At 64.9% G+C, this 22,060-nt stretch carries 20 protein-coding genes; 8 read left to right on the top strand and 12 right to left on the bottom strand.

The features are described from left to right. Positions 1 to 61: 61 nt before the first annotated feature. The 5 genes from HMPREF3088_RS02240 to uvrA all read right to left on the bottom strand — a co-directional run bounded on the left by HMPREF3088_RS02240 (position 62) and on the right by uvrA (position 5,373). Complete coding sequence (locus HMPREF3088_RS02240) at positions 62 to 871, bottom strand: TrmH family RNA methyltransferase (protein ID WP_070758148.1); 810 nt, start codon at positions 869 to 871, stop codon at positions 62 to 64. A gap of 193 nt (positions 872 to 1,064) precedes the next feature. After that, complete coding sequence (gene rplT / locus HMPREF3088_RS02235) at positions 1,065 to 1,448, bottom strand: 50S ribosomal protein L20 (RefSeq protein WP_012360369.1); 384 nt, start codon at positions 1,446 to 1,448, stop codon at positions 1,065 to 1,067. Between the two features lie 65 nt (positions 1,449 to 1,513). Next, positions 1,514 to 1,708, bottom strand: coding sequence for a 50S ribosomal protein L35 (gene rpmI, locus HMPREF3088_RS02230; protein ID WP_012360370.1), 195 nt, complete (start codon positions 1,706 to 1,708; stop codon positions 1,514 to 1,516). Positions 1,709 to 1,747: 39 nt separating this feature from the next. After that, positions 1,748 to 2,272 (bottom strand): translation initiation factor IF-3, encoded by a 525-nt coding sequence (gene infC, locus HMPREF3088_RS02225; protein WP_081477610.1) that lies wholly within the window; start codon positions 2,270 to 2,272, stop codon positions 1,748 to 1,750. Between the two features lie 248 nt (positions 2,273 to 2,520). Beyond that, complete coding sequence (gene uvrA, locus HMPREF3088_RS02220; RefSeq protein WP_070758146.1) at positions 2,521 to 5,373, bottom strand: excinuclease ABC subunit UvrA; 2,853 nt, start codon at positions 5,371 to 5,373, stop codon at positions 2,521 to 2,523. A gap of 105 nt (positions 5,374 to 5,478) precedes the next feature. Between uvrA and HMPREF3088_RS02215 the strand changes: the two genes are divergently transcribed. The 4 genes from HMPREF3088_RS02215 to HMPREF3088_RS02200 all read left to right on the top strand — a co-directional run bounded on the left by HMPREF3088_RS02215 (position 5,479) and on the right by HMPREF3088_RS02200 (position 10,400). Further along, a complete protein-coding gene (locus HMPREF3088_RS02215) occupies positions 5,479 to 6,162 on the top strand; it encodes an MBL fold metallo-hydrolase (RefSeq protein WP_070758195.1) in 684 nt (227 codons plus the stop codon). 103 nt (positions 6,163 to 6,265) lie between these two features. Then, positions 6,266 to 7,000, top strand: a complete 735-nt coding sequence (locus HMPREF3088_RS02210; protein WP_070758144.1) for a DoxX family membrane protein — start codon at positions 6,266 to 6,268, stop codon at positions 6,998 to 7,000. 21 nt (positions 7,001 to 7,021) lie between these two features. Further along, positions 7,022 to 9,406 carry a HelD family protein gene (locus tag HMPREF3088_RS02205; protein WP_070758141.1) on the top strand — a complete coding sequence of 795 codons (2,385 nt, stop codon included), beginning with the start codon at positions 7,022 to 7,024 and terminating at the stop codon, positions 9,404 to 9,406. A 139-nt stretch (positions 9,407 to 9,545) separates the two neighbouring features. Then, complete coding sequence (locus HMPREF3088_RS02200; RefSeq protein WP_070758139.1) at positions 9,546 to 10,400, top strand: CAP domain-containing protein; 855 nt, start codon at positions 9,546 to 9,548, stop codon at positions 10,398 to 10,400. Positions 10,401 to 10,540: 140 nt separating this feature from the next. On the opposite strand, the gene HMPREF3088_RS02195 is transcribed toward HMPREF3088_RS02200, so the two are convergent. From HMPREF3088_RS02195 to HMPREF3088_RS02180, 4 genes are all read right to left on the bottom strand, one after another. Then, complete coding sequence (locus tag HMPREF3088_RS02195; RefSeq protein ID WP_070758137.1) at positions 10,541 to 10,984, bottom strand: universal stress protein; 444 nt, start codon at positions 10,982 to 10,984, stop codon at positions 10,541 to 10,543. A gap of 1 nt (position 10,985) precedes the next feature. Beyond that, positions 10,986 to 13,118: an excinuclease ABC subunit UvrB gene (gene uvrB, locus HMPREF3088_RS02190; protein ID WP_070758135.1), complete on the bottom strand. Its 2,133-nt coding sequence runs from the start codon at positions 13,116 to 13,118 to the stop codon at positions 10,986 to 10,988. A 137-nt stretch (positions 13,119 to 13,255) separates the two neighbouring features. Then, complete coding sequence (gene coaE, locus HMPREF3088_RS02185) at positions 13,256 to 13,864, bottom strand: dephospho-CoA kinase (RefSeq protein ID WP_070758133.1); 609 nt, start codon at positions 13,862 to 13,864, stop codon at positions 13,256 to 13,258. A gap of 10 nt (positions 13,865 to 13,874) precedes the next feature. Further along, positions 13,875 to 14,213, bottom strand: a complete 339-nt coding sequence (locus HMPREF3088_RS02180) for a hypothetical protein (protein WP_070758131.1) — start codon at positions 14,211 to 14,213, stop codon at positions 13,875 to 13,877. A gap of 51 nt (positions 14,214 to 14,264) precedes the next feature. Here HMPREF3088_RS02180 and HMPREF3088_RS02175 point away from each other — a divergent pair, with 51 nt between their 5' ends. Then, the gene (locus tag HMPREF3088_RS02175; protein ID WP_070758129.1) at positions 14,265 to 15,557 is read left to right on the top strand and encodes a DUF4185 domain-containing protein; all 1,293 of its coding nucleotides are present in this window, start codon (positions 14,265 to 14,267) and stop codon (positions 15,555 to 15,557) included. A gap of 105 nt (positions 15,558 to 15,662) precedes the next feature. Here HMPREF3088_RS02175 and HMPREF3088_RS02170 read toward each other — a convergent pair whose 3' ends face one another. Continuing rightward, positions 15,663 to 16,979, bottom strand: coding sequence for an acetyl-CoA C-acetyltransferase (locus HMPREF3088_RS02170; RefSeq protein WP_070758127.1), 1,317 nt, complete (start codon positions 16,977 to 16,979; stop codon positions 15,663 to 15,665). Positions 16,980 to 17,269: 290 nt separating this feature from the next. Here HMPREF3088_RS02170 and HMPREF3088_RS02165 point away from each other — a divergent pair, with 290 nt between their 5' ends. The 3 genes from HMPREF3088_RS02165 to HMPREF3088_RS02155 all read left to right on the top strand — a co-directional run bounded on the left by HMPREF3088_RS02165 (position 17,270) and on the right by HMPREF3088_RS02155 (position 20,337). Continuing rightward, positions 17,270 to 18,628 carry a 3-oxoacyl-ACP reductase gene (locus HMPREF3088_RS02165; RefSeq protein ID WP_070758125.1) on the top strand — a complete coding sequence of 453 codons (1,359 nt, stop codon included), beginning with the start codon at positions 17,270 to 17,272 and terminating at the stop codon, positions 18,626 to 18,628. Between the two features lie 50 nt (positions 18,629 to 18,678). Then, positions 18,679 to 19,590 (top strand): MaoC family dehydratase, encoded by a 912-nt coding sequence (locus HMPREF3088_RS02160; RefSeq protein ID WP_070758123.1) that lies wholly within the window; start codon positions 18,679 to 18,681, stop codon positions 19,588 to 19,590. Between the two features lie 165 nt (positions 19,591 to 19,755). Next, positions 19,756 to 20,337 carry a DUF421 domain-containing protein gene (locus tag HMPREF3088_RS02155; RefSeq protein ID WP_070758121.1) on the top strand — a complete coding sequence of 194 codons (582 nt, stop codon included), beginning with the start codon at positions 19,756 to 19,758 and terminating at the stop codon, positions 20,335 to 20,337. On the opposite strand, the gene HMPREF3088_RS10335 is transcribed toward HMPREF3088_RS02155, so the two are convergent. After that, positions 20,302 to 20,445 (bottom strand): hypothetical protein, encoded by a 144-nt coding sequence (locus HMPREF3088_RS10335; RefSeq protein ID WP_246818001.1) that lies wholly within the window; start codon positions 20,443 to 20,445, stop codon positions 20,302 to 20,304. The genes HMPREF3088_RS02155 and HMPREF3088_RS10335 overlap by 36 nt on opposite strands. Positions 20,446 to 20,566: 121 nt before the next feature. After that, positions 20,567 to 22,027 carry a 30S ribosomal protein S1 gene (rpsA, locus tag HMPREF3088_RS02150; RefSeq protein ID WP_012360388.1) on the bottom strand — a complete coding sequence of 487 codons (1,461 nt, stop codon included), beginning with the start codon at positions 22,025 to 22,027 and terminating at the stop codon, positions 20,567 to 20,569. Between the last annotated feature and the right edge of the window lie 33 nt (positions 22,028 to 22,060).

Raw genomic sequence — 22,060 nt, 5'->3', positions numbered from 1 at the left:
GCGACACTGGGGATTCCGACAACGGGGGCTCCTCGCAACACGTAACAACGACTATTTCAGGCTATAGCTTAGCAATCTGTGCTTTGGAGGATTCGTAAAGGCACACACTTGCCGCCGTGGCGAGGTTCAGCGATTCCGCCTGCCCGCGCATCGGGATACTCACGCGGATGTCCGCGAGGTCGAGCCAGTCCCCCAGCCCGTGCGCCTCGTTGCCAAACAGCCACGCGGTGGGCTGGGCGAGCATGCCATTGGCGGGATCGGCCGCCTCGTGGAGGGTGACGTCCCCGTCCGCTGCGGTGGCGAGGATCTGGAACTCCGCCTCGTGGAGCTTGTCCACGACCTCCACGACCGAGGTGTTGCGGGCGACCGGGAGGTTAAACAGGCTTCCCGCAGAGGCGCGTACCGCCTTGCCGCCCTGCGGATCCACGGTGTTTCCGGCGAAGAGCACTCCCCCGGTGCCGAAGGCATCGGCCACCCGGATGATGGTTCCCGCGTTCCCGGGTTCATTCGTTTCGACGGGGACGGCGATCAGCGGGCTGTTCTTAACGGCGCTAGCGATCAGGGCGTCGTCGTCCACCATCTGGCTCGTGCAGAGGGCGAACAGGCCGGTGTGGGTGACCGTCTCGGACAGATGGTCGGCGGCACGTTCGGTGATCAGATGGACGTGGGTGCCGGTGACGTCCCGAAGGAAGGTGAAACGCTCCCACGCAGCCTCGGTGACATACAGGTCAACAACCTCACCTCGCGCGAGAGCCGCGGTGACCGCGTTCTCCCCCTCGGCGAGGAAGCGACCGGTCTTGCGTCGGGTGGCGGCTCGGTGCAGCTTGGCGGCGTTGACGATGCGGGGCGTGCGTTCGGTGAACATCTCCATGGCTTCACAGCCTAGTCGGGTTGTTGCGAGGCGATGACTGTGGTGCCCCGCTGCCCGCCTCTCCCCTGTTCGGGAGCTCCACCACCACGCACCCAGCTCGCTTTGCACGCACGGTAGCCCATGGAGACATGAAAAAACCGCCCCGACGCGGAGCGCGTCGAAGGCGGTGGGAGGCTGAACGTCTCGGCTGGCTTTAGGAAGCCGCCGGTGCGTTGACGTCCTCCGGCAGAGCAGCCTTAGCAGCCTCGCACAGTGCGGTGAAGGCAGCGGCGTCGGAGACAGCCAGCTCGGCCAGGACCTTGCGGTCGACCTCGATCTCGGCCAGCTTCAGGCCCTGGATCAGGCGGTTGTAGGTCATGTCGTTCTGACGAGCAGCGGCGTTGATGCGCTGGATCCACAGCTTGCGGAACTCACCCTTGCGGGCGCGACGGTCGCGGAAGGCGTAGGTCTTGGAGTGGAGCATCTGCTCCTTCGCCTTGCGGTACAGGCGGGAGCGCTGGCCCCGGTAGCCCTTCGCGGAATTCAGTACTTCGCGACGCTTCTTCTTTGCGTTCACAGAGCGCTTGACACGTGCCACGGTGATACGTCCTTTACTTCAGGTTGTTCTTTAGTATTTCGAGAAAAGGGGGAGGCTTAAGGTAATTAAGCCTTGCCCAGCAGGCGCTTCATGCGCTTGTTGTCGGCTGCGGACACGTCGGTGGTGCCCTTCAGGCGGCGGGTGCGGGTGGACGGCTTGCCCTCAAGAAGGTGGCGGCGGTAGGCGCGCTCGCGACGGAGCTTGCCGGAACCGGTGACCTTGATGCGCTTAGCGGTACCCTTGTGCGTCTTCTGCTTCATTGGTGAAAATCCTCTAGCAACGTTTGTGAACTACTGAGACTACTTCTTGCCCTTGTTGCGGACGGGGCCGAGAACCATCGTCATGTTGCGACCGTCCTGCTTCGGACGGGACTCAACCTGACCGACTTCCTCAACGTCAGCGGCAAGACGCTCCAGGAGGCGGAAGCCCAGCTCGGGGCGGGACTGCTCGCGACCACGGAACATGATCGTGACCTTGACCTTCGAGCCCTTCTCCAGGAAACGAACGACGTTGCCCTTCTTGGTCTCGTAGTCGTGGTCATCGATCTTCGGGCGGAACTTCTGCTCCTTGACCACAGTCTGCTGCTGATTACGTCGAGCCTCGCGGGCCTTCTGAGCCTGTTCGTACTTGAACTTGCCGTAGTCCATGATCTTGGCCACGGGCGGCTTGGCGTTCGGCGCGACCTCTACAAGATCGAGGTCTGCTTCATAGGCCAGCTTGCGAGCATCGTCCGTCTTGACAATGCCGACCTGTTCTCCGTTGGGACCGACGAGTCGGACCTCGGGGACTCGAATTCGGTCGTTGATGCGAGCTTCAGCGCTGATGTGAACTCCTCAGTAGCAGTAGTAAGTGATCTTTACCGCAACTGCTTGTGAAGCCCTAGAAAATCCCCCGCGCCGAAGCGCCCAAATGAAAGCCCCTTCAATCATATGGAAGAGGCTGCGAGCATAAAGCTTCGCTTTGGACCCGAGCCCAGCCAGTGACGGCGGTCTAAGGTGGGAGAAAAAGAACTCCACTTGCAGCTTGTCGACACACGACAAGCGGTAGTGCTCATGAATATAGCACGCAGATCTTAGGCAGGCAACATGGGCGCGAGGTATGTCGCGGTGTGGGAACCGGAGACCTTCGCCACGTCCTCCGGGGTTCCCTGGGCCACGACGGTACCGCCGCCCGAGCCCCCCTCCGGACCCATGTCGATGATCCAGTCCGCGGACTTGATGACATCCAGGTTGTGCTCGATGATCAGCACCGTATTGCCCTTGTCCACCAGCCCCTGCAGGACCAGCATGAGCTTGCGAATGTCCTCAAAGTGCAGGCCAGTGGTCGGCTCGTCGAGGATGTAGATCGTCCGCCCGTTGGAGCGCTTCTGCAGCTCGGCTGCGAGCTTCACGCGCTGCGCCTCACCGCCAGACAGCGTGGTGGCCGCCTGGCCGAGGCGCACGTAACCCAGACCAACATCCACGAGTGTGTTCAGGTAACGCGCGATCGCCGTGATCGGCTCGAAGAACTCCGCGGCCTCGGAGATCGGCATGTCGAGCACCTCGGCGATGTTCTTGCCCTTGTACTTCACCTCGAGCGTCTCGCGGTTGTACCGGGCACCGTCGCAGACCTCGCAGGGCACGTACACATCCGGAAGGAAGTTCATCTCAATCTTCAGCGTGCCGTCGCCGCGGCAGGCTTCGCAGCGCCCGCCCTTGACATTGAAGCTGAAACGCCCGGCCGTGTAGCCGCGCACCTTCGCCTCGGTGGTCTCCGCGAAGAGCTTGCGCACCCGGTCGAAGACACCGGTGTACGTCGCCGGGTTGGAGCGCGGGGTGCGCCCGATCGGGCTCTGGTCGACCTGCACGAGTTTGTCCAGCTGGTCGAGTCCGCTGACCTTCTTGTGGCGCCCCGGCACCAGGCGGGCACCGTTGAGCTGATTAGCCAGCGACCGCGCCAGAATGCCGTTGACGAGGGAAGATTTGCCCGAACCCGACACGCCGGTGATGCAGGTCATCACACCGAGCGGGATCGACACGTCCACCTTCTTGAGGTTATTTTCCTGTGCCCCGTGGATCGTCAGCATCCGCTCACTATCGATCTCGCGGCGGGACTCCGGCACCGCCAGTACCCGGCGCCCGGCGAGGTAATCGCCGGTCAGCGAATCCTCGGCATCAGTGATGCCCTTCGGTTCGCCGGAATACACGATATGCCCGCCGTACTCGCCGGCATTCGGGCCAATATCCACCAGCCAGTCCGCCGCACGGATCGTGTCCTCGTCGTGCTCGACGACGATCAGGGTGTTACCCAGGTCGCGGAGGTTCTCGAGAGTCTTGATCAGTCGGGCATTATCCCGCTGGTGCAGACCAATCGACGGCTCGTCCAGCACGTAGAGCACGCCTGCCAGACCCGCACCGATCTGGGTCGCCAGGCGGATGCGCTGCGCCTCGCCACCGGAGAGTGTGCCCGCCGAACGGGACAGGGCCAGGTAGTCCAGGCCGACGTCCAGCAGGAACTTCAGCCGCGCCTGTGTCTCGCGCAGCACCGCACCGGCGATCATCTCCTGGCGCTTGTTCAGCGTGAGGTTATCCAGGAACTCGCTCGCCTCGGCGATGGAGAGGTCGGATACGCCCGCGATGGACAGCTCCTTCTCCCCTGAGGCGATGGTCACGGCCAGCACCTCCGGCTTCAGGCGCGCCCCCTTACAGGTCGGGCACGCCACCTCGCGCATGTAGCTGCGGTAGCGCTCCTTGGACCAGTCGGAGTCGGTCTGGTCGAGCTTGCGCTTCAGGAAGGGCATCACGCCCTCGAAGGGTGCGTTGTACCGGCGCTGGCGGCCGTAGCGGTTCTTGTAGCTCACGCTGATCGGGGTGGGGTGCCCCTTCAACACGGCCTTCTGCTCGGCCTTCGTCAGCTCCGACCACGGGGTGCTCGGGTCAATGTCCAGCTCCTTGGACAGCGCGGTAATGAGCTTGTCGAAGTAGCGCGCGTTCGGGCTGGACGTCCACGGCGCGATGGCCTTGTTCAGCGGCGCATCCTCGTCCGGGATGACGAGCATCTCGTCGACCTCGAGCTTGGTGCCCAGGCCGTCGCAGGCCGGGCAGGCACCAAATGGAGAGTTGAAGGAGAAGGCGCGCGGTTCGAGCTCGTCGAGCTGCAGGGCGTGGCCGTTGGGGCAGGCCATCTTCTCGGAGAAGCGGCGCTGCCGGTTCGGATCATCCTCGTCGAGGCCGACGAATTCGATGACGACGACGCCGTCCGCGCGGCGCAGAGCCGTCTCGACGGAGTCGGTGAGTCGCTGCTTCTGGCTTTCCTTCACCTGGAGGCGGTCGATGACGACGTCGATGTCGTGCTTGACCTGCTTCTCCAGCTGCGGTGGGTCGGTCAGGCGGTGGACCTCGCCGTCGACCCGGACGCGGGCGTAACCTTCCGCAGCGAGATCCTCGAAGAGGTCGACGAATTCGCCCTTGCGGGTGCGCACGACCGGCGCGAGGACCTGGAACTTGGTGCCGGCCTCCATGGCCATGATCTGGTCCACGATTTCCTGCGGGGTTTGCCGCTGGATCACCTCGCCGCACTTCGGGCAGTGCGGGGTTCCGGTGCGGGCGAAGAGCAGGCGCAGGTAGTCGAAGATCTCGGTCACGGTGCCGACCGTGGACCGCGGGTTGTGGTTCGTCGACTTCTGGTCGATGGAGACCGCCGGCGAGAGGCCTTCGATGAAGTCGACATCCGGCTTGTCGAGGCGACCGAGGAACATGCGGGCATAGGAGCTGAGGGACTCGACGTAGCGCCGTTGCCCCTCAGCGAAGATGGTGTCGAAGGCCAGTGACGACTTCCCGGAACCGGACAGTCCCGTGAAGACGATCATTTTGTCCCTCGGCAGCTCGAGGTCCACCCCCTTGAGGTTGTGCTCGCGTGCACCGCGGACCAAAAGCTTCTCTGCCACTCGTCCTCCTGTTTGGCTTTGTCCCTGAGCCGCGCCTGGGTGGCGCGGGCTCAGGATGAGTTCATTCCCACTGTACGACAAGTAGATATGCTCGAGTTCATGCATATGTCACAGGTCAGTGAGTTCGGACATCTTTCCAACCCCCGAGATGTCGAGATTATTTCCACGGATGCCACGATCGTGGCGCGCACCTCAGTTGGCGAGATGGATAACAACGTCTACCTCATCGCCAGCGGCGGCAATGCGCTGCTCATTGACGCGGCTACGGACGCTGGCCACATCCTGGCCCTGGCGGATCAGCTGCGGGTGACCATCACCGACGTCCTCACCACCCACCAGCATGGCGACCACGTGCAGGCGCTGGAGGAGGTTCTGGCGGCAACGGGTGCGCGTCACCACGCACCACGCAAGGAGGCCACCAACCTGCCAGCCCCGGCCGATGAGGTCTACGGCAACGACGAAGGAACCCCGGAGCTGCTGCGTTTGAAGGGTAACTGCTCGGAGTTGAAGATGACTGCGGTGGAACTGCGGGGCCACACCCCGGGCGGCATCGCCGTGCACGTGGAACTGCCGGAAGACGCCCCACGCATGTTCGTCGGGGATAGCGTGTTCCCAGGCGGGGTCGGCAAAACGAACTCCCCGGAGGAGTTCCAACAGCTGCTCTCGGACGTCACGCAGCGGGTTTTCAGCCTGCCCGACGGCACGCGGCTGCACCCCGGCCACGGCGACAGCACCACCGTCGGCGACGAGGCCCCGCACGTCGAAGAGTGGGCCGAGCGGGGCTGGTAATCCCGCGAAACGCGCGGCTGGTGCCCGGCCACTCGCGTAGACTTGATCCCCTAACGCTGGATAAAACTCCAGTTATCTTGCTACCCACACCGAAGGAGTCTTCATGCTTCGCAAGATCGCCCGTCCCCTGATGGCTTCGGCATTCATCGCCGATGGTGTCCAGATGGTGAAAAGCCCGCAGAATCACGCGAAGAACGCCGAGGTTGTGACCGGCACCCTGCGCAAGGTTCTGCCGCCGCAGGCCGCTGGCCTGCTGCCACGTGACGCGGAAACCAACGTGCGCATCGCGGGTGGCACCAAGATCGCCGCCGCTGCCCTGCTGGCCCGCGGTAAGGCGCCGCGCCTGGCCGCCGCAGCGCTCGCAGCCGCACACCTGCCTGCGATCCTGACCCGCCACGACATCAAGAACGTCGCCGGCAAGAGCGGCCAGAACACCCAGCTGACCACCCTCCTGGCGGACGTCGGCCTGCTGGGTGGCCTGTTGATCGCCGCCGAGGACACTGCCGGCAAGCCGGGCCTGGCATGGCGCGCGCAGCAGGCGCTGCCGGGCAAGTCCCAGCAGCAGGAGATGCTCGCCACCGCGCAGGACTACGCCAGCGACTTCTCCGAGAAGGCCCGCGAGCTGGCTTCTGAGGCCTCGGACAGCATCTCCTCTGCAGCGAGCGCTGTGAGCGACTACGTCGACGAGCACTCCGACGAGTGGCGCGACACCGCCTACCAGGTGCGCGACCAGGCGAGCGCGTATGCTGAGACCTTTGCTGAGGAGCTGCAGGACAGCACGAAGGGCCTGTCCAAGAAGGCAAAGAAGGCCAAGAAGAAGGCAAAGAAGCTCAAGTAAGCCCGTTGCACCGGAGGTAGATTGACCAGCCCCGCATCTCGCGGCACCACGAATAATGCCGACCGCTCGCTCGCAGAGGCCATCGCGAGCGAGCAGAACCATCTCGATGACCTGCTGGCTGAGGTGGACGCCACAACCGCCACGCTGAAGAAGCGACTGGCCAGTGTCCGAGCCACGGCAGATATCGATGATCCGCAGGGGCTGATGCGCCGCGACCGCGAGATCCAGGACATCTCGCAGCGACTGGATAACCTGTCCATCGCGGAGATCGGACTGATGTTCGGCCGCATCGACGTGGCCGATGAGGAGCCAGAGAATCCGGTGCCAGGCTCCCCCGATCTGGACCGCCGCTATATCGGGCGGCTGGGGCTGCACACCCGCGACGACGAGATGCGTACCCTCCTGATGGACTGGCGCGCACCGATGGCCCGCCCCTTCTACCTCGCCACCACCCTGCACCCAGATGGGGTGCACCTGCGCCGCCACATCAAGACTCGCGGGCGGAAGGTGACCCACGTCGCCGATGAGCGGCTCACCACCCGCGGCGAGGACCAGACGTCCTTAACTGAAAAGACGACGTCCGCGGCGGGAGGGGTGGCGCAGGAGGCCGCGCTGTTGGACGCGGTGAACGCGGCCCGCAGCACGCGGATGGGCGACATCGTGGAGACCATCGCCGCGGAGCAGGACGCCATCATCCGCAGCGAGCACCGCTCCGTCACCGTCGTCCAGGGGGCGCCGGGGACCGGGAAGACCGCTGTCGCGCTGCACCGCGCGGCCTATCTGCTGTACACGTGGCGCGAACAGCTCGCGAAGACGGGCGTGCTCATCGTCGGCCCGAATGCGCGCTTCCTGGACTACATCTCGCAGGTGTTGCCCTCGCTGGGTGAGACCGGCGTGGTATTGGCGACGCCGGGCACGCTCCTGCCGGGGGTGAAGACGCGGCCCGAACCGAGCCTGCTGGCCCGTGAGGTCAAGGGCAGCGCGGAGATGCTGCACATCCTGAAGCTGGCGACGCAGTCCTGGCAGCAGGTACCGGAGGAGCCGCGTGGCTTCATGGTGGACGGCGTGGCCGTGGAGCTGAGCCCGAAGATGGTGCGCGCCGCCCGCACCCGGGCCCGGCGCAGCCGCAAGCCCCACAACCAGGCCCGGCCGCTGTTCGTGGATCATGCGATCGCTTCCCTAGCAGATGCGCTGGCGGAGACGATCGGGCGGGATCCGCTCGGCGGGGAGAATCTGCTGACCGCGGAAGACCGCACCAGCCTGCGCGATGACCTGCGCGAGGAGCCCGCGGTGATGGCGGCGTTGGACGAGTTCTGGCCGGAACTCACGCCGGAGCAGGTACTGGCCGACCTGTACGAGCATGCCGAGGAGATCGCCTCGGAGTACGACGAGGACACGATCCGCGGGCTGCAGGCCACCCCGCCGGTGGAGCTGGACGGTGGCCAGATCCTGTGGACTGCCGCAGATGCGCCGCTGCTCGACGAACTGGCGGACATGCTGGGCATCATCGACGACGAGGCGGCCGAGAAGGCGGAGCGTGAGGAGTGGCTGGCGAAGATCGCGGAGGCCCAGGACGCGCTGGACATCCTCACGGGCTCGGCGACCCAGGACTTGGACGATGGCTTCGCCCCGGAGATCCTCATGGCCTATGACGTCATCGACGCCGAGCAGCTAGCGGGTCGCCAGCGAGTACGCGACGCGCGCAGCACGGCGCAGCGTGCCGCCCAGGACCTGCGCTGGGCCTTCGGCCACGTCATCGTGGACGAAGCCCAGGAGCTTTCGGAGATGGACTGGCGGATGATCTTCCGCCGCTCCCCCAACCGGTGGATGACCGTGGTTGGTGATCCGGCACAGACGGGAAACCCGGCGGGCGTGGCCTCCTGGGGCGAGACCCTGGCTCCTTATGTGTCGGATCGCTGGGAGCTGAAGGAGCTCAGCGTGAACTACCGCACGCCGCAGGACATCGCGGACGTGGCCAATCAGTTGCTCCCCGAGATCGCCGCGGATCAGGAGCCCGCGATCGCGCTGCGCGGCACCGGCACGGGTGTGGCTTATGCGGCGCGGGCGGAGCTGGCGGGCGCGCTGCCCGAGATCGCGCGGCGGGCTGGCGAGGGCCTGGTGGGGATCATCACCAGCGATGCGGACCTGGACTGGGCGCGCGAGACGGTGGCCGAGGCCTTGGGCGATGCGCCGGGCTCGGACCAGGTCGGCATCGACGCGGAGGTGCTCGTGGTCAGCACCGCCGAGGCGAAGGGCCTGGAGTTCGACGAGGTCGTGCTCATCGAGCCCGCCGCGATCGTCACTGCCTCCCCACAGGGACTGCAGGACCTCTACGTGGCAATCACGCGCGCAACCCAGGGTTTGAGCGTGTTCGCGGACCAGCCACTGCCCTGGGATCAGGGATAAGAACGCAGGTCAGCTGCTTTTTAGCGCGGCGACATGACCAAGTGATCAACAAATTCTTAAAAGGCTCTTAGCTGGCTATAATCTCATTCAATCCACTCACCCGCTCCTCTCACCGGAGCCAGCACTTTAAGGAATGAGCATGAAGCGCAAGCTCGCCGTCGCCACCGCCACGGTCCTCTCCCTCGCCTTCCCCACCGCCATCGCCAACGCGGCGCCGAGCCCGACGACCGGCGTGGAGCTAGTCAACGGGAAGGACCAGTTCGGCAACACCCGGGCAAAATTTAATATCAACGAGGGCAACACGGTCGGCCTCCCGGCGTTGAAGGAGTTGCGCAGTTGGGCATGGGACCAGAACCCACTCTTCCGCGGTTATGACCACGAGGGATTCGGAAAAGGCACTCGCCTGCAGGACGTAGCCCGAGCAAACGGCATCACCACGAAGGATGAGTACCTCAACATCGCCACTCATAGCGACCTTCACTGGATCGCAGTGCAGCGCGCGATGGAGACCAGCACCAAATTCGACCATGTTCGTCCAGACGGCAGCTCCCCTAGAACGGCGACGCGCAACGGGGTAACCCCTGCCATCGAGTCCCTTTCCGCAGGAACAACGCTGCGCGACGCCATCATCAACGGCTGGGGCAAAAGCGAGGTGAAGAAGCTGAATAACAATGGCGGCGTGTGGGCTGGAGGGACTGGTCACGCGATTCACATCCTCCACCCAAGGCACAAGGTCTGGGGCTTCGGCCAGGTGACTGTCCCCGGTAGCAAATACCGCGTCTACAGCACCGCCGTGCACGCCGACATGGCGCTCGAGGACGCCGACGGATTCGGCAAAAACTACACAAATACGGGCAACAACAACCCGAACAACCCCCCAGCAATGGATAGCTCCTCGGGATCCGATATCGGGAAGATCATCGGCATCATCCTCGGTGTCGTCTCGATCCTGGGCAGCATCTGGATGGCGATCCAGCAGTTCCTGCCGCGCTAAGCTGGCAGCCTCTGCATAAGCGTGAACCCCGCGGAAAATTTTCCGCGGGGTTCTTCGCTACCTTGCCCCTAGCGTCCGCGCGCTGGCGGCGAGTCCGATGCGAGCGCTGGCGCGACGCGTCTAAGGATCCGGTTGCGCGCCTAGCCGACGGTGTGGACGATCATCACGTCGCAGTCGGACTGGCGGGCCACATCGGCCGGAACCGAGCCCAGCAGGCGGCCGGTGAGGGAGTTAATCCCCCGGTTACCCACCACGAGCAGGTCGGCTTTCTCCTCGGTCACAACGGCCATGAGCGCGTCCACCGGGGCGCCCTCCCGCAGCACGGCGCGCACCTTCTCGGCCCCCTCCTCGCGGGCGACCTCCATCGCGGAGCCCAGCACCTCCTCGGCGTGCTCGTCCCCCACGACCGGCGAAGACTCATCCCGGCGCGAGGCCTGGGCATCGGCCTCCTTGGCGAAGTACGCCGACGCGAGCACCAGCTCGGAACCAAAAGCCGCTGCGATTCCCGCCGCACGCCGGACGGCGAGGTGGGAGGATTTGGAGCCATCAGTGCCAACGACGATCTTTGAGAACATGCTCCCCATTCTATAGGCCAGCTTCCTTCATGCCCCGAAGTTCCTTATTCAGGTCCGCAATTTCATCACGCAGCCGGCCGGCCAGCTCGAACTTCAGCTCCCGGGCGGCTTCCTTCATCTGCGCGGTGAGGTCTTCGATGAGCTTTTCCAGCTGTGGGCGGGCCATGTCGCCACGGTCTTCCGCTCTGCCGAAGGTGGCCATGTCCCCTTCCACGCCGGTCGATGTGGACCCAGCGACCTCGCTGCCCGGCTCGCCGTAGCCTTCGGAGAATTCCTCGACCTGGTCCAGGATGTCGGCGATCTTCTTGCGCAGTGGCTGGGGGTCGATGCCGTGTTCCTCGTTATAGGCGATCTGCTTCGCCCGGCGCCGCTCTGTCTCGTCGATCGCGTTGCTCATCGACTCGGTGACGTTATCGGCGTACATGATGACCTCACCAGAGACGTTTCGAGCGGCACGGCCGATCGTCTGGATCAGTGAGCGGGTGGAGCGCAGGAAGCCTTCCTTATCCGCATCCAGGATCGCGACCAGGGAGACCTCCGGCAGGTCGAGGCCCTCGCGCAGCAGGTTGATGCCCACCAGCACGTCGAACTCCCCGAGGCGTAGCTGCCGCAGCAGCTCCACGCGCTTGAGGGTATCGATATCCGAGTGCATGTAGCGCACCCGCACGCCGTGTTCCAGCAGGTAGTCGGTGAGGTCCTCGGCCATGCGCTTGGTGAGGGTGGTGACGAGCACGCGCTCGTCCTTGTCCGTGCGCTTGCGGATCTCCTCGATGAGGTCATCGATCTGCCCCTCTGTGGGGCGCACCTCCACCTTCGGGTCCACCAGGCCGGTTGGGCGAATCACCTGCTCCACGAACTCGCCCTGGGCCGCGGCGATCTCGTAATCCCCCGGGGTGGCGGACATGTACACGCACTGGCCCTTGCGGTCGTCGAATTCTTCCCAGGTCAGCGGCCGGTTATCGAGCGCGCTGGGCAGGCGGAATCCGTGCTCGACCAGGTTGCGCTTGCGGGACATGTCGCCCTCGAACATGCCGCCGATTTGCGGCACCGTCACGTGGGACTCGTCGATGATCGTGAGGAAGTCCTCCGGGAAGTAGTCGATCAGCGTCGCCGGGGCACTGCCGGCGGGTCGGCCGTCGATGTGCCGGGAGTAGTTCTCGATGCCGCTAGTGAAGCCCACCTGCTGGATCATTTCGAGGTCGTATTCCGTGCGCATCCGCAGCCGCTGCGCCTCCAGCAGCTTGCCGCGGTTCTCCAGGTCCTCCAGGCGCTCCGCCAGCTCCTCCCGGATGGCCTGCATCGCCTTTTCCATCCGCTCCGGCCCCGCGACGTAGTGGGTGGCCGGGAAGATGCGCAGTTCATCCACTTCGCGGATCACGTCGCCGGTCAACGGGTGAATGTAGTAGAGCGCGTCGACGTCGTCCCCGAAGAACTCGACGCGGACGGCGAGCTCCTCGTATGCCGGGATGATGTCCACCGTGTCGCCCTTCACGCGGAAGGAACCGCGGGTGAAGGAGACGTCGTTGCGGTCGTACTGGATGTCGACGAGCAGGCGGAGGAACTGGTCGCGGTCGACTTCCTCGTCCACCCGCAGGACGACGGAGCGGTCCAGGTAGGACTGCGGGGTGCCCAGGCCGTAGATGCAGGATACGGAGCTGACGACGACCACGTCGCGGCGGGACAGCAGCGCGGAGGTCGCGGAGTGGCGCAAGCGTTCGACGTCGTCGTTGATCGAGGAGTCCTTCTCGATATAGGTATCGGTTTGCGCGATGTAGGCCTCGGGTTGGTAGTAGTCGTAGTAGGACACGAAGTACTCCACCGCGTTATTCGGCAGCAGGGAGCGCAGCTCGTTGGCCAGCTGTGCGGCGAGGGTCTTGTTCGGCGCCATGACCAGGGTGGGTCGCTGCTGTTGCTCGATCAGCCAGGCTGCGGTCGCCGACTTACCCGTACCGGTCGCGCCCATGAGGACGACGTCGCGTTCGCCGCGGTTCAGCCGCTCGTCGAGTTCCGCGATGGCGGCTGGCTGGTCGCCCGCGGGTTCGTACTCGCTGATGACCTCGAATTTGGCATCGCTGCGCTCGACCTCCCCCACGGGGCGGAATTCGGAGTAGGACAGCTCGGGACGCTCTGCTGCAAAAGCCATGTGTCTATCCTAGGCAGCCCGCACGGTGGGCAGCCACCGGGCTGAGGTGTGGCTGGGCGGCCGGCTGGCAGGCACTGCGATGGTCGAACCGGAGTCACGGTACGCGCCCGGGGGTTACTGCCGGCCGAGCCGCTGGATTATTTCTCGCCGAGCTGTGGGGCGACGACCTGCTCCCAGAAGGTGTCGACCTGCTGGAGGAGCTGATCCCGGGTGCCGGAGTTATCCACCACGGAATCCGCGGCGGCAAGCCGCTCCTCGCGGCTGATCTGTGCCGCGATGCGGCGGCGGGCGTCGTCCTCGTCCAGGCCACGGGAGTTGACCAGACGGTCGATGCGGATCTCGTCCGCCGCGTCGACGACGAGCACGTGGTCCATCTTCTTATACTCGCCGTTTTCGATGAGCAGCGGCATGTCGTAGACGAGCACCGGCACGGCCTCAGTGCGGGCCTGGGCGAAGCGCTCGAGGGTGCGTTCCCGGATGCGGGGGTGGGTGATGGAGTTCAGCTTCTCGGTGGCCTCCGGGGTGGCGAAGGCCTGCCGGGCGAGCTCGGCACGGTTGAGGGTGCCGTCCGCGTTGAGCACTCCGCCGAAGGCCTCGGCAAGTTCCGTGAGCGCGGGTTCGCCGGGTTCGACGATCTCGCGGGCGATCTTATCGGCGTCGACGATCCGGGCACCGAGGGTTTTCAGCTGGCTGGCGACGGTCGTTTTCCCGGAGCCGATGCCGCCGGTGAGTCCGATGAGAAACATTGCTTCAATCCTAAGAGCTCAGGAGCAGGCGATTAGCCGACTGCAGGCACTGTGCCCACGAGACGGTCACGTTGGTGTAGTCCACGCGCAGCTGATTTGCCGTATAAAAATCACCGTCGGTCACTGCCTGCTGCCACTGGCCAGCGATCTCGTCCGACCGGGCCTTGAGATTCTTGCAGTTCTTCGGGTTGAGCATCAACGATCCGCCCGAACCCGCAGTGGGCCGCTCGATGTCTGGGAGTGGTTGGGCTTCCTCAGCCTTTGCCGGCGCTGCCCCGCCGCCGACACCTGCCGAGAGAGCGAGAGCTGCGGCCACCGCAACGGTGGCGCGTTTCCGAAAAAGATTCATGCTCCTAAAGCTACATCACTTGAAGATCCCCGTTGTGATTGAATTAACACCATGACTGTTCTCTCCGGGCATCGCAGCCCTTCCCGTTTCGGCCGCCGTGGAACCAGGACGGCGTTGCTGGTCACCGCCCTCGCCACGTCCTCCTTCTCGGTGATGGTCGGCTCCGCTGGCACCGCGCACGCCGCAGGGCCGTGCTCGGCCTGGTCCCCCGGCAGCTCCGATACGGCGGCAGCGCTGGGCTCCAGTGGCAGCTCCTCGGGTTCTTCTGCCCCCTCGTGGTTGAAGGGCATCCCCGGCGGCATGCCCTCGTTGACGGGCAACACCACGGCCATGCACATCCTCACCGGTCCCAACGGCCCCGATCAGCTCTCCAAGTTCGGCTTGGCCAGCACGGACCTGGGCTTCATGTGGGACGCCGGCGACGGACGCACGCTCGCTGTGTTTGGGGACTCCTTCAGCTGCGGCCCCCGCGGGGACGGCTGGCATTCGAATGCGATCTTCGAATCGGACGACCGCGACCCGTCCAACGGCATTCACATCACCCGACCGGCCAACGGGGACCGTTCGGACGAGTTCCTCCCGCGTTCGCTGAAGATCGACGGCGTGGAGATGACGGTCATCCCGACCTCCGGCATCGCGATCGACGGCGTGCAGTATGTGGACTTCATGTCCGTGAAAAAGTGGGGAACGCCCGGAAACTGGACCACCAACTACGCGGCCACCGCCAAGTCCACCGACGGCGGAAAGACCTGGACCGTGATGGAGGGCTCCAAGCGAACCAACACCAACCCCTCCACCAGTGATAAGTTGCCCCCGCTGCCCGCCCACGTTCGCGGCGCGGAGAACTTCCAGATGACGGCCTTCACCGCCCCACCAGCCGAGAGCAACGACCCCTACGTCTACGTCTACGGCACCCCCAACGGGCGTTCGGGGCAGGCCCGGCTCGCCCGCTTCCCGAAGGACAGCTTCGCCCTCTTCCCCGGTGCTGCGGCTCACTCCGACGCCGAGTTCTACACCGGCAGCGGCTGGAGCCCCGCCATGTCGGATGCCGCACCCGTACTCGACGGTAAGGTCTCCGAACTCTCGGTGATGTACCACCCGGAACAGGATGCTTGGCTCGCACTCTACGAGGCACCGCAGGGCGTGGTGATTAGAAAGGCTGCCTCTCCGGAGGGGCCGTGGAGCACGCCGACGACCCTGGTCTCTCGCGCTCAGATCGGTGACCTCTACGGCGCATTCATGTTCCCCCACCAGGTCGATAAAAACCTCTACTGGGTGGCCACGACGTGGAAGGACTACAACCCGGTCGTGTACAAGACCGACCTGGGTCGCGTGTTCCAGTAGAAGCACCTATTAACGCTCATGGTCTGAGCACGCCGAAGGCGCCCCGCGGGCGAGGAGGATCCTCCGCCGCGGGGCGCCTTCTCTTTCGCTATCGGCGCAGCTGGTTTAGCGCTCGACGATGGCGACGATGCCCTGGCCACCTGCTGCACAGATGGAGACCAGTGCGCGGCCGCCGCCGTTCTCCTCGAGCAGCTTCGCGGTGGTGGCGATGATGCGGCCACCGGTTGCGGCGAATGGGTGGCCAGCGGCCAGCGAGGAGCCCTTGACGTTGAGCTTGGAGCGGTCGATCGCACCCAGCGGCTTGTCCAGGCCCAGGCGCTCGCGGCAGTACTCCTCGGACTCCCAGGCCTTCAGGGTGGCCAGGGTCTGGGAGGCGAAGGCCTCGTGGATCTCGTAGAAGTCGAAGTCCTGGAGGGTCAGGCCGTTGCGCTCCAGCATGCGCGGGACGGCGTAGGTCGGGCTCATCAGCAGGCCGTCCGGGGTCTTGCCGTCGTGGCCGTGCAGGAAGTCCACGGACGCGACCTCGGAGTCCACCAGGTAGGCACGGACCGGGAGGTTGCGCTCCTTGGCCCACTCCTCGGAGGAGAGCAGGACGGCGGATGCGCCGTCGGTCAGCGGGGTGGAGTTACCGGCGGTCATGGTGGCGGTGGTGCCGTGCTGCGCTGCGTCGCGCTTGCCGAAGACCGGCTTGAGCTTGGCCAGCTTCTCCGGGGTGGAGTCCGGGCGCAGGTTGGTGTCACGCTGCACGCCGAGGTACGGGGTGATGAGGTCCTCGAAGAAGCCCTCGTCATAAGCCTTCGCCAGGTTCTGGTGGGAGGTCGCGGCGAACTCGTCCTGCGCCTCGCGGGTGATGTTCATCTCGCGGGCGGTGATCGCAGCGTGGTCACCCATGGACAGGCCAGTGCGCGGCTCGCCGTTGCTCGGCTGATCCGGTGCCAGCTGGGCCGGACGGATGGAGCCGACCAGCTTCAGACGCTGCTGGGTGGTCTTGGCCTGGGTCAGCTTGATGAGGGTCTTGCGCAGCTGGTCGCCGACCGCCAGCGGGGCGTCGGAGGTGGTGTCCACTCCCGAGCCGATGCCAGACTCGATGCGGCCCGCACGGATGGCGTCGCCGACGGCGACGATGGCGGCCAGGCCGGTGCCACAGGCCATCTGCATGTCCATGGCCGGGGTGGTGTTGGACAGGGAGGAGCCCAGCACGACCTCGCGAACCATGTTGAAGTCGCGGGAGTGCTTCAGCACCGCACCGCCGGCGACCAGGCCGAGCTCTTCGTCCTGGAGGCCGTAGCGGGCGACGAGGCCCTCGATGGCCGCGGTGAGCATGTCCTGGTTGGATGCGTCCGCGTACTCCTTGTTGGAGCGGGCGAAAGGAATGCGGTTGCCGCCGAGGATGGCGACCTTCTTCTGGTTACCGTTCGTCATGATGGTTTTTCACTCCGTCTCTAGAATGTGCACCAAAGTTGTGCGTCTCCCAACCGACTATAGAGACGTGCTGGGGCGTGGGTTAGAAAACGAAAATATAAAAATAATTTCGCTAGATTTCACCCTCAGTGTGACCCCCGACACCGTAGAGTTGAGGTCACGTTCTTAAAAATCTTCTCCGGTCAGCGCGCTGTGCCCGCTAGCCCGCGCCTTATCTGAAGGGGCGCATCCAGCGCGCAGCAAGTTAACGTGACGTGAAGACCGGAAAGCGACAACCCGAAGGAGAATAAGTGTCTAAGACTTCCTCCCAGCACTCCGACCGTTACGGCGAGTTCATCGAGTCCCCGTTCGGCAACTTCCTGGCTGACAAGGTCGGCCTGCCGAAGCCTGAGAAGCTGCGCCGCTACAAGGCCGGCGAGCCAGCACTGCCGGGCCTCGTGCTCGTCGGTGGCCAGGGCCGCCTGATCGACCCGGTCACCTCCCTGCTGGATGCGGACTACGACCTGACCCGCGACTCCGGTGACAGCAAGTACGCCGCCTTCGTTTTCGACGCGACCGGCATCACCAAGCCGGAGGAGCTCCACCAGCTCTTCGACTTCTTCAACCCGGTGATGCGCAAGCTCGCCCCGAACGGCCGCATCGTCGTGCTCGGCACCACCCCGGAGCTGGCCGAGTCCACCGACGAGGCGATCGCCCAGCGCGGCCTCGAGGGCTTCAGCCGCTCCGTGGCCAAGGAGCTGCGCCGCGGCGCGACCGCCCAGCTGGTCTACGTCAGCCCGAAGCTCTCCGGCGACTTCACCGGCCTGGAGTCCACCCTGCGCTTCCTGCTCTCCGGCAAATCCGCCTACGTTGACGCCCAGGTCATCCGCGTCGACGACACCGCAGCCACCGCACCGGCTAATTGGGATCAGCCTTCCGAGGGCAAGGTCGCTGTCGTCACCGGTGCTGCGCGCGGCATCGGCGCCACGATCGCCGAGGTCCTGGCTCGCGACGGCGCGAAGGTCATCTGCGTGGACGTCCCGCAGGCCGGCGACGGCCTGGCCGAGACTGCCAACCGCGTCAAGGGCACCTCCCTGCCGCTGGACGTCACCGCCCCGGACGCTGCCGACAAGCTCAAGGAGCACGCCGAGGCGCGCTTCGGCCAGGGCATCGACATCATCGTCCACAACGCAGGTATCACCCGCGACAAGCTGCTCGCCAACATGGACGACGCACGCTGGAACGCCGTCATGGCCGTGAACCTCATCGCCCCGGTCCGCATCACCGAGGGCCTGATCGCCAACGGTGGCCTCAACGACAACGGCCGCGTCATCGGTGTGTCCTCCATCGCTGGCATCGCCGGTAACCGTGGCCAGACCAACTACGGCACCACGAAGGCCTCCGTCATCGGCCTGGTCAACACCTTCAGCGAGAAGCTGGCGGACAAGAACATCACCGTCAACGCCGTGGCACCGGGCTTCATCGAGACCCAGATGACCGCCGCCATCCCGTTCGCGACCCGCGAGGCCGGCCGTCGCATGAACTCCCTGCAGCAGGGTGGCCAGACCATCGACGTCGCAGAGACCATCGCTTACTTCGCGGCACCGGCTTCCAACGCCGTGACCGGCAACGTGGTCCGCGTCTGTGGCCAGTCCCTGCTGGGCGCGTAAACAAAGCACTGCCCCGCTGACATCTTTTCAACTTCTTAAAGGAGGTTCCTGTGGCTGAGGTTTCCTACAAGGAACTGCCCAAGATTCCGGCTCTCATGGACGAGTACCGGAACGCAGTCAAGGACATTCTGCCGGTCGTCGGGTCCACGCGCTCCGCGAAGGACAACCCGAAGACCGCCTTCGAGGTCCGCGGCGTGAAGATCGACGTTCCGCACCTCGCGGCGTACTGCAGCGCGACGGACCTGCGGCTGAGCAACGAGCTGCCGCTGACCTACCCGTACGTGCTCTCCTTCCCCATCGTGATGAAGGTCCTCACGGCTCCGGACTTCCCGTTCGGCGCTGTGGGTGCGGTGCACCTGAATAACGTCATCGAACAGAAGCGCGCGCTGACGGTCGCCGACGTGCTGGACATCAAGGTCCACGCCGAAAACCTGCGCGAGCACAACAAAGGTCTGCTCATCGACCTCGTCACTGAGATCACCTCGGGTGGTGAGATTGTGTGGCGCCAGGTCTCCGGCTTCCTGGCCAAGGGTGCGAAGCTCTCGAGCTCCTCCCCGCTGGCAGGTGGCGAGAAGACCGATGGCGTGATCCTGCCGATCACCGAGCTGGCGGATCCGCGCCCGACCGCGAACGTGCGGGTCACCCCGTCCCAGATCAAGGACTACGCGGAGGCTTCGGGCGATAAGAACCCGATCCACGTCTCCGGCGTGGGTGCGAAGGCCTTCGGCTTCCCGGCGGTCATCGCGCACGGCATGTGGTCCGCTGCTCGCCTGCTGGCCACGCTGGAGGGCGAGATCCCGTCCGCAGCGCGCTACACGGTGCAGTTCGCTAAGCCGGTGACCCTGCCGGCCACCGTCGCGGTCTTCACCCAGAAGGCTGCCAACGGCGACTGGGACGTCCAGCTGCGCAAGGCATCCAAGTTGGACACGGTCCACGCAGTGGCGAAGATCGAGAAGCTCTAAGCCGCTCGCTGTAGCACTCCCCTTTCGGCCAGTTCGCGTTCTCCGCGGGCTGGCCGAACACTTTCCTTGGGAACGGCGACAATATGCCTAACCTACGCCGCAGTCGTTCACTAGGTGTGCAAAAACACGGACGGGTCCACGCCCCGCGGTGGGGCGGGGACTAACATGAGCATCATGGAGCAGGTACAGCAGGCCTTCTACGAGCAGATCACGATCGAGCCCGCCCGCATCCCCATCGTCATCCTTGCGGCGCTGGCGATCTATCTCTTCTTCCTGATCCTCGTGCGCCTCTTCGGCGTGCGCATCATGACGAAGATGAATGCCTTCGACGCGGTCGTCCTGGTCATGTTCGGCGCGGTATCGGGCCGTGTGGTCATCGGACACCCACCGACCCTTGCCGCGGGTGCGATCGGGTTGTTCACCCTCATGCTGCTGGAGGCGATCTTCGGAGCAGCGCGCAAATCCACCGCCGTGAGCCGGATCTTCGACGAGGATCCCCAGGCCGTCTTCGCGCACGGCGAGTACCTGGATCGGCAGCTGCGACGCACCCACGTTGCCCGCGACGACCTGCGGATGGTCATGCGTCGCGCCGGAGTGGCAAGTCCGGCCGACGTCCAACTCATCATTCTGGAGCCCACCGGCGAGATGTCCGTCTACAAAGCCGGCATCGAGATCGACCCGGAGATGCTGCGCGGGGTCGTAGGGCTCCCCTCAGGGTTTACGCAGCACGATCGCGAGAATCACTAGGGTGATACCGGCCAGTGCCGCGCCCACGTAGAGCGAGAGGCCGGATACCGCCATGATCGCCGACGGCAGCACGCGGGCGGAGCCCTGGTGAGAAAGCGATCCGAACATGCCGTTGTTCCTATCCAGCAGCTTCTATGCACAAAGAAGGGCCCGCACCGTGTGGTGCGGGCCCTTACTTTCAGCGCTCTAGCGGGGTGATCTCAACTCCGCCGGAGCCAGGTAGTGCGATTTACTCGCCGCCGGCCAGCTTCTCGCGCAGAGCAGCCAGCTGCTCGTCGGAAGCCAGGGTGCCAGCGTCCTCAGCCGGAGCCTCGGCAGCCTTGGTCTCGGCGCCGGACTCGGAGGAGTAGCCGCCCTCGCCGTTGGCAGCAGCCTCTGCAGCTGCGGCGCGGTGGCGCTCGATCTGAGCTGCGTGCAGACGGTGGCGACGCTCGGACTCAGCGTAGCGAGCCTCCCAAGCCTCACGCTGCTCGTCGAAGCCCTCGAGCCACTCGTTGGTCTCCGGGTCGAAGCCCTCTGGGAAGATGTAGTTGCCCTGCTCGTCGTAGGAGTCGGCCATGCCGTACTTGGACGGGTCGAACTCCTCGGTGAAGTCCTCGTCAGCCTGCTTCAGGGACAGGGAGATACGACGACGCTCGAGGTCGATGTCGATGACCTTGACCATGACCTCTTCGCCAACGTTGACGATCTGGTCCGGAACCTCGACGTGGCGCTCAGCCAGCTCGGAGATGTGAACCAGGCCCTCGATGCCCTCCTCGACGCGGACGAATGCGCCGAACGGAACCAGCTTGGTGACCTTGCCCGGAACGATCTGGCCGATCGCGTGGGTGCGGGCGAAGACGCGCCATGGGTCTTCCTGCGTTGCCTTCAGGGACAGGGAGACGCGCTCGCGGTCCAGGTCGACGTCCAGAACCTCGACGGTGACCTCGTCGCCGACGGTGACGACCTCAGACGGGTGGTCGATGTGCTTCCAGGACAGCTCGGAAACATGGACCAGGCCGTCAACGCCGCCGAGGTCAACGAATGCACCGAAGTTGACGATGGAGGACACAACGCCCTTGCGGACCTGGCCCTTCTGCAGCTGGTGCAGGAACTCGGAGCGGACCGCGGACTGGGTCTCCTCCAGGTATGCACGGCGGGACAGCACGACGTTGTTGCGGTGCTTGTCCAGCTCGATGATCTTGGCCTCGATCTCCTGGCCGATGTACGGCTGCAGGTCGCGGACGCGGCGCATCTCGACGAGGGAAGCCGGCAGGAAGCCACGCAGACCGATGTCCAGGATCAGGCCGCCCTTGACGACCTCGATGACGGTACCGGTGACCGGCTCGTCGTTCTCCTTGAGCTGCTCGATGGCGCCCCAAGCGCGCTCGTACTGGGCACGCTTCTTGGACAGGATCAGGCGCCCCTCCTTGTCCTCCTTGGTGAGGACCAGAGCGTCGATCTCGTCGCCAACCTCGACAACCTCATTCGGGTCGACGTCGTGCTTGATGGACAGCTCACGGGACGGGATTACGCCCTCGGTCTTGTAGCCGATGTCCAGCAGGACCTCGTCGTGATCGACCTTGACGATGGTGCCCTCGACGATATCGCCATCATTGAAGTACTTGATGGTCTCATCGACGGCGGCGAGGAAATCCTCAGCGGAGCCAATGTCGTTGATGGCTACCTGAGGGACGTTGTTGGTTGGCATATGGAAGTGTTCTCCGAAACGGAAATCAAATAG

The sequence above is a fragment of the Corynebacterium sp. HMSC22B11 genome (assembly GCF_001815965.1).
Lineage (GTDB): Bacteria > Actinomycetota > Actinomycetes > Mycobacteriales > Mycobacteriaceae > Corynebacterium.
This window is presented reverse-complemented; position numbering and strand designations above follow the sequence as displayed.